Annotated in this window: 5 protein-coding genes and 1 pseudogene; 2 read left to right on the plus strand and 4 right to left on the minus strand. The window is 49.3% G+C overall.

The annotated features are described in order from the left end of the window. From WBV27_RS02735 to mvk, 4 genes and pseudogenes are all read right to left on the minus strand, one after another. Positions 1–577: pseudogene (locus tag WBV27_RS02735) on the minus strand (type 2 isopentenyl-diphosphate Delta-isomerase); the annotation flags it as partial. After that, a complete protein-coding gene (locus WBV27_RS02740; RefSeq protein WP_424199200.1) occupies positions 574–1,689 on the minus strand; it encodes a phosphomevalonate kinase in 1,116 nt (371 codons plus the stop codon). The gene WBV27_RS02740 and the pseudogene WBV27_RS02735, both read right to left, overlap by 4 nt. Before the next feature lie 23 nt (positions 1,690–1,712). Further along, positions 1,713–2,720, minus strand: a complete 1,008-nt coding sequence (mvaD, locus tag WBV27_RS02745) for a diphosphomevalonate decarboxylase (RefSeq protein ID WP_424199202.1) — start codon at positions 2,718–2,720, stop codon at positions 1,713–1,715. Beyond that, positions 2,713–3,666 (minus strand): mevalonate kinase, encoded by a 954-nt coding sequence (gene mvk / locus WBV27_RS02750; protein WP_424199204.1) that lies wholly within the window; start codon positions 3,664–3,666, stop codon positions 2,713–2,715. Before mvk ends, mvaD begins: the two co-directional genes overlap by 8 nt. A gap of 393 nt (positions 3,667–4,059) precedes the next feature. On the opposite strand from mvk, the gene coaA reads away from it, so the two are divergent. Both coaA and guaA read left to right on the plus strand, forming a co-directional pair. After that, a complete protein-coding gene (coaA, locus tag WBV27_RS02755; protein ID WP_119093417.1) occupies positions 4,060–4,983 on the plus strand; it encodes a type I pantothenate kinase in 924 nt (307 codons plus the stop codon). A gap of 21 nt (positions 4,984–5,004) precedes the next feature. After that, complete coding sequence (gene guaA, locus WBV27_RS02760; protein WP_424199206.1) at positions 5,005–6,558, plus strand: glutamine-hydrolyzing GMP synthase; 1,554 nt, start codon at positions 5,005–5,007, stop codon at positions 6,556–6,558. The last annotated feature ends 446 nt before the right edge of the window (positions 6,559–7,004 follow it).

Raw genomic sequence — 7,004 nt, forward strand, 5'->3', positions numbered from 1 at the left:
GGCTCATGCCGAATCCGACTTCCTTCACGATGACGGGGACGCCGACATGCGCGGTGATATCCTCGATTTGGCGCAGCCACATCGTGAAATCGCGGTCGCCTTCGGGCATGATCATTTCCTGCGGCGCGTTGATGTGGATCTGCAAGGCATCGGCCTCGAGAATATCCACGGCGCGCTGGGCATTCTCGAGCGAATGGTGGGCGCCGATATTCGCGAATATCTGTCCGTTAGGGTTCACCTTGCGGATGACCGAAAAGCTGTCGCTCACGCTGGGATCCTTCAACGCCGCACTGACGGAACCGGAAGCCATCGCCAAGCCGGTCATTTTCGCGACAGTCGCAAGATCGGCATTGATCTGTTTGGTCCGTTCGCTGCCGCCGGTCATGCCGTTGATGTAGAAGGGCGCAGCCAGGCTCATCCCGGCAAGCTCCGTCTGCAGCGAAATGTCCGCCACTTTCAGATTGGGCAAAGAGTGATGAACAAAGCGCATCTTCCCGAAATCGGACAGATCGGCTGGCTGATATTGTTTTTCTGCCAAATCGACGTGCTGGTCTTTTCTGTTTGAATCAAGCGTCATTCGGTTGCTCCTTTCCAATCGATGGCTGCGGCACTTCGAACATAGCTGAAGACATGCAGCGGCAAGTTCATTATCCCGACTTTTTCCCATTCCGAAATCAAGGGGATGATGCCCGATTGCCTGTCGATGATGACAATGCCGCAGTCTCCGCCGCCGGCACCTGATGATTTTGCCGCACCCAGATTCTTTTCGGCCAAGTCGCATAACTGCGTCAATGGGGGTGTCTCGATGACGACGCCGGTATGCGCAGTCAACTGTTTCAGCAGCAAGCGGTTCTCACGGATGCCTGCCTGAATTGCCTGCAGATCGGCTTGTTCGAAAGCGGCGATCATAGCGTTCACGCACTTTTTGCTGGCTTCCAGGAAAGTTTTGTAATAATCGTCGATGCCTCCGCGGACATCATTGACGCGGTCGACAAGATGGGTGGTCGAAGCCGGCGAGCCGGTCCAGCCGATCACCAACCGCAGATTGGCTGGCGGTGTCAATGGCCGGATCATCAATTGCGGCCAGGCTGATTCCAACAACTCGGTGAGCGTCAGCTCGGCTGCTTGTTTCATTACCCATTCCCTGTCGAAACAGGCATAAGCGATCCAGCCGCCGTAGGTGCTTGCGGCAATGTCGCCGAAGGAGCCGTTGCTTTTGACGGACAGGTGCGCCAAAGCGGCCAATTTGTAGACCAATTCGAATTCTGGATCGATCGCATAAAATTTCAGCAAAGCTTTGATCGTCGCGACCGTCACCGCACCGCTCGATCCCAGCCCGTATTTTTTCCCGCTGGCGTTGTCCAACTCGCTCTTCACGGACAGATGGAAATAGGATAACGGTATCCCGGTTTCTTTGATGTAGCGTTCCGTCACCTTGACAGCCTCGGTAATGTAGAGGAAAGGATTTTCACGCTGGTCGATGACCAACTGATCCTCTTCGCGGGTCCAAGGAATCGGCAAACCGCCATACTGAGCCGACCGGATCGTCCCGGTCGTATCGGCTTCCTCCAAAGAAACCGTAATGAACTGATCCAAAGCGACCAAAATCGATGGGTGGCCAGGCGTCACTACCGCATATTCTCCGGCGATGAACAATTTACCCGGAGCACTTGCTTCTGTTACAGTCATGAATTCAACCCTCTCTGTTCCTGTTAGTCGTTCCAATTGTAGACAGCGCGTTCGGCTGCAGTCAATTCCCGGATTCCTTTTCCGGGCTTGGTGATGATCAATTTATCCTCTGTGAAATGTTCCGACAACGCTTCCTTTATCGTTTCGGCTTGCGAAAGGCGGCACAGCACCTTCACATTCGGACCGGCATCCATCGTGACATAACAGGGAATGCCTTGTTTGCGCAAAGCCTGTGCGGTCTTGATGGCGACGATGCTGTCCGGTTCCCAATAGGAAAAAGGCGGTTCCGCACCCAACATGGTTCCGTGCATCTTCATGCCGTTCGCTTCGGTGATTTCGCCCAAGCGGACGAAATCCTTCGCAGCGATGGCTGCTTTGATGTCCAGGATATCTCTTTTCGCCGATTCCACCCAAGCCGGATAGAAGGGCGAAGTCTCGACAGTCCGCTTCATTCCGATGCGGCTGGAGACTTCCTTTGCTTGCTGGTTGACAGCCACAATGACCATACCGATATCCCAGCCGGCATCGTCGACCGGTACCGCGAAGGAATCGTCGGAACAAGTCCCCATATCCCATTCCACAAAACCGCCGTAGATGCTGCGCGTCGCACTGCCGCTGCCGCGTCTGGCGAAGGTCGACAATCGCTGCGGATCCAAATCAAGACCCAAAGCCAAGTTGGCCGCTCCTGCCAAAGCAGCGAAGGCCGAGGCGGAGGATGCCAATCCGGCTGCTGTAGGGACATGGTTGATGCTTTCAACGCGAGCACGCATAGCTGTCTTTTTTTCATCGCGGAACAGATCAAGGAATTTGGAGATTTTTTGTGTCTCTTTTTCGCCTTGCTTCTCGCCGTTCAGATAGAAGGAATCCTGCGGGAGTGCTTCGTCGAAAACGACCATCGTATCCGTGTAGAGTTTGTCCAAGGTCAAGGAAAGGCTGCTGTTCATAGGAAGAAAGTCGGTTTCGTCCCGCTTCCCCCAATATTTGATCAGCGCGATGTTGGTATGCGCTCGGACGTAAGCTTTCTTAGGCATCTTCATTTCCTCCCATTTGATAGATCCAAGTCCGGATCGCCCCGGCTTGGCGTATAGCTTTTTCTACTTTTTCCGCTTCAGAACGGGTGCCGGCCAATGCAATCATGCAACCGCCGCGTCCGCCGCCTGTTAATTTGGCGCCCAGCGCTCCTGCAGACCGGGCGGCTGATACGAGTCTGTCCAGATCAGGACTGGATACTTCCAGAAAAGACAAAACCTCATGGGCTTGGTTCATCAATAGCCCTAATTGTTGCGGGTCATTTGCTTCGATTGCTGACTTCGCCGTTTGAGCAAGACCGCCCAAACGGGTGATGGCGTCTCGGTACGGTTGTTGATTTTCGCCGGTCAGTTTCATGGCGATGCTTGCGACGGCATCCTTTGTTTGGCCGGTCACGCCGGTATCCCCGACAATCATGTAAGCCTTCAGGTTCAAAGGGAAAGCTTCGAAAGGCTGGCCTTTGATGTAAAAGAGCGGTGCCTCGCCGCTTGCCGTGGCGGCATCCAGACCGCTGGGGTTTCCGTGTGCGACCATCTCTGATATGTTGACGAGCCGGAGCAAGGTCGCTTGGTCCAACGGTTTGTCGAAGTAGGCGAAAAGTGCGCGGGTCAAGGCCACTGAAACGGCAGCGCTGGAACCCATGCCTCTTTCGGCCGGGATGGTGCTCGCGAGCGAAATCGCTAGGTTTTCGCCCGAAACCTGCAGTTCGGCCAAAGCCGATTGGATGGCTGTCCGCATGCTTTCCAGGATTTCAGGCATTTCTGCAGCGATGCCGTTATAATATGAGCAATCAATGGTCAAGGGACCTTCCGCTTCGCATATGGTCGCGGTCATTTCGACTGCCGGAAAGGGCAGGGCGATGGATGGCTCCCCGTGGACGACGGCATGTTCACCCATCAGGATGATTTTGCCGTGCGACTTGCCGGTTGAGCAACGTGTTTTTATCATATAGGATCGTCCTTTACTGGTTATGAATCAAGCGGAAAAGTCGTACTGTCGCTGATTCTTACGCGTCTTCTATTATGCTTGCTGTACATGGATTTTGCAAATCGGCATGATTTCGCCGGATCATTCGCTTTTTAAATTCTTTTTTAAATAAAATTTGACAAATTCAGCACATATTTTTCGCTATTTTCTTTCATCATTTTCATTGTATCGGAGCAAAAATGCAAAGTAAATCAAATCTTTGGGATTTTACGGAAACTTAAAAAGCTATCCCACCGCAGAATGCAAAGATTAGGTTTCAATTAAAATTAAATGTTCGTATTTGATGGGGGTTAAATTTTCAGAAAAGTGTGATACAATTACCAAAAGTTTGATTATTTCCAGAAGGGAAAAGCTATGATAGAAGATAGAAACTACTACGAAATCCATCGTGAAGAATGGCAAACTTTTCATCAAGATTCCATTCCGACAATCACGGAAGAGGAACTGAAGGAATTGACATCATTGAATGATAGGCTTTCATTGGAAGATGTTAAGGATGTCTATGTGCCGTTGGTGCATATGTTCGATATTTACTTGCAACAGTACCGGAATCTTCAGAGGGATAAAAGCAGATTTCTTGGCAGATCCTATGAACCGTCTCCGCTCATCATCGGTGTTACGGGTAGTGTCGCAGTCGGGAAAAGTACGACAGCACGTGTCCTGCAGAATCTTTTGAAACGGGCCTATCCTACAAAAGCAGTCGAATTGGTGACGACGGATGGTTTCCTGTATCCGAACCGGGTATTAAGGGAACGCAACATCATGGATCGCAAAGGATTCCCGGAAAGCTACGATATGGAAAATTTGGTGCAATTCCTGTTGGATGTGAAGACAGGCAAGCCGAATGTCCGGTTTCCGGTCTATTCCCATCGCATCTATGATATTGTCCCTGGCGATTATGAGGAAGTGAATCATCCGGATATCCTGATCGTGGAAGGGATCAATGTGCTGCAGTTGCCGAGCAATCAACAGATTTACGTCAGCGACTTCTTTGACTTTTCCATCTATGTGGACGCCGAGGAAGAGATGATCGAAAAATGGTACATCGAACGTTTCGAAATGCTGATGGACCTGGCAATCGATCAACCGGACAATTATTACTACAACTATGCAATCGGCAAACGCGAGGACGCCATCGAGATGGCCAGAGGCGTCTGGAAAAGGGTCAATCTCAAAAATCTTCGGGAGTATATCTATCCCACAATCACACGGGCAAATTTAGTGATTCACAAAACAACAAATCACTTTATTGATGAATTGTACATAAAAAAATATTAAGGAAATTGGAGAGATTATTAGATGATAGAGCAATTTACCGAGTTGGAAAAAATCGTCGTACTGGATTTCGGCAGTCAATATAACCAATTGATTACACGACGCATCCGCGAATTCGGCGTATTCTCAGAGTTGGTTTCACACCGCACAACTGCTGAAGATATCAAAGCGATGGGGAACGTCAAAGGGGTCATTTTCTCCGGCGGCCCGAACAGCGTCTATGAAGACGATGCTTTCAAAGTCGATCCGGCCATTTTCGCTTTGGGCATCCCTGTATTGGGAATTTGCTACGGCATGCAATTGATGACCGACCATTTCGGCGGAAAAGTCATTCCTGCTGATGAAAGAGAATACGGACGTTCCGACATCGAAATCCTTGATTTGGATACGCCAATGTTCAAAGGCCTTTCCGACATCGAGACTGTCTGGATGAGCCATGGTGACAAAATCACTGAAATTCCTGCTGGCTTCAAAGTGACTGCGACAAACGACAACTGTCCCGTTGCGGCCTTCGCCAATACAGCAGAAAAATTTTACGGCGTTCAATTCCATCCGGAAGTACAGCACTCTGTACACGGCAACGAGATGCTGAAGAACTTCGCCTTCGAAGTCTGCGGCTGCTCAGGCAACTGGTCGATCGCCAACTTCATCGAAATCGAAACAAAAAAAATCAGAGAAACTGTCGGCGACAAAAAAGTCTTGTTGGGACTTTCCGGCGGGGTTGATTCAAGCGTAGTCGGCGTGTTGTTGCACAAAGCGATCGGTTCGCAATTGACTTGTATCTTTGTTGACCACGGCCTGTTGCGCAAAGGCGAAGGCGATCAAGTTATGGAAAGCCTTGTAGGCAAATTCGGCTTGAACATCATCCGCGTTGATGCGAAAAAACGTTTCATGGACAAACTGACAGGCGTCAGCGATCCGGAACAAAAACGTAAAATCATCGGTAACGAGTTCGTTTACGTCTTCGACGACGAAGCTACGAAATTGCAAGGCATCGACTTCTTGGCGCAAGGAACGCTTTACACAGACGTGATTGAAAGTGGAACAGAGACTGCCCAAACAATCAAGTCTCACCACAACGTAGGCGGACTGCCTGAAGATATGCAATTCAAATTGATCGAACCATTGAATACATTGTTCAAAGATGAAGTCCGCGAATTGGGAACACAACTTGGCATGCCTGACAGCATCGTTTGGCGCCAACCATTCCCAGGCCCTGGTTTGGGTATCCGCGTCATCGGCGAAATCACCGAAGAAAAATTGGAAATCGTCCGCGAATCAGACTATATCCTGCGCGAAGAAATCGCGAATGCTGGTTTGGAGCGCGACGTATGGCAATACTTTACTGTCCTGCCAGGATTCCGCAGCGTAGGCGTAATGGGCGATGGACGTACGTATGACTACACAATCGGTATCCGCGCCGTGACATCGATCGATGGCATGACGTCCGACTGGGCTCGCATCCCTTACGAAGTGTTGGACAAGATTTCCCGACGCATCGTAAATGAAGTGAAGCACGTCAACCGCATAGTGTACGACATCACGAGCAAGCCACCATCGACCATCGAGTGGGAGTAAACTTTCACATATAGAACCCTGCAAATATTAATTTAACGGGCTGTATGGTGTAATAAAACATAAATCATCTTTTTAAGTTGTTACATGAATGAACTTCATTCATGTATATGACCTAAAAAGGTGATTTTTTTTGCATTGATAGAAAAGAGGTACAGAAAAAGCATGCTGGAAATGCAAAATACTTGCTCACTTGGATTAAATAAGTTAAACTTAAACAAAAAGTTAGGTAAGCCTAATAATATTTTTAATTAAACCTTATATACCGCAGGCCGATCACCACAAATTCAGAGACCGGAAAATATATAAATGAGAAAGGAACAACACATAATGGAAAATTTAAAAATCCAGAATATGAACATAGCCTATCAAGGGCAGTCTGCTATCAAAAATGCAACGCTTGCGTTTGAGCCGAACAAATTAACAGGGATCGTAGGACCAAATGGAGC

It is taken from the genome of Trichococcus sp., from assembly GCF_049589555.1.
Lineage (GTDB): Bacteria > Bacillota > Bacilli > Lactobacillales > Aerococcaceae > Trichococcus.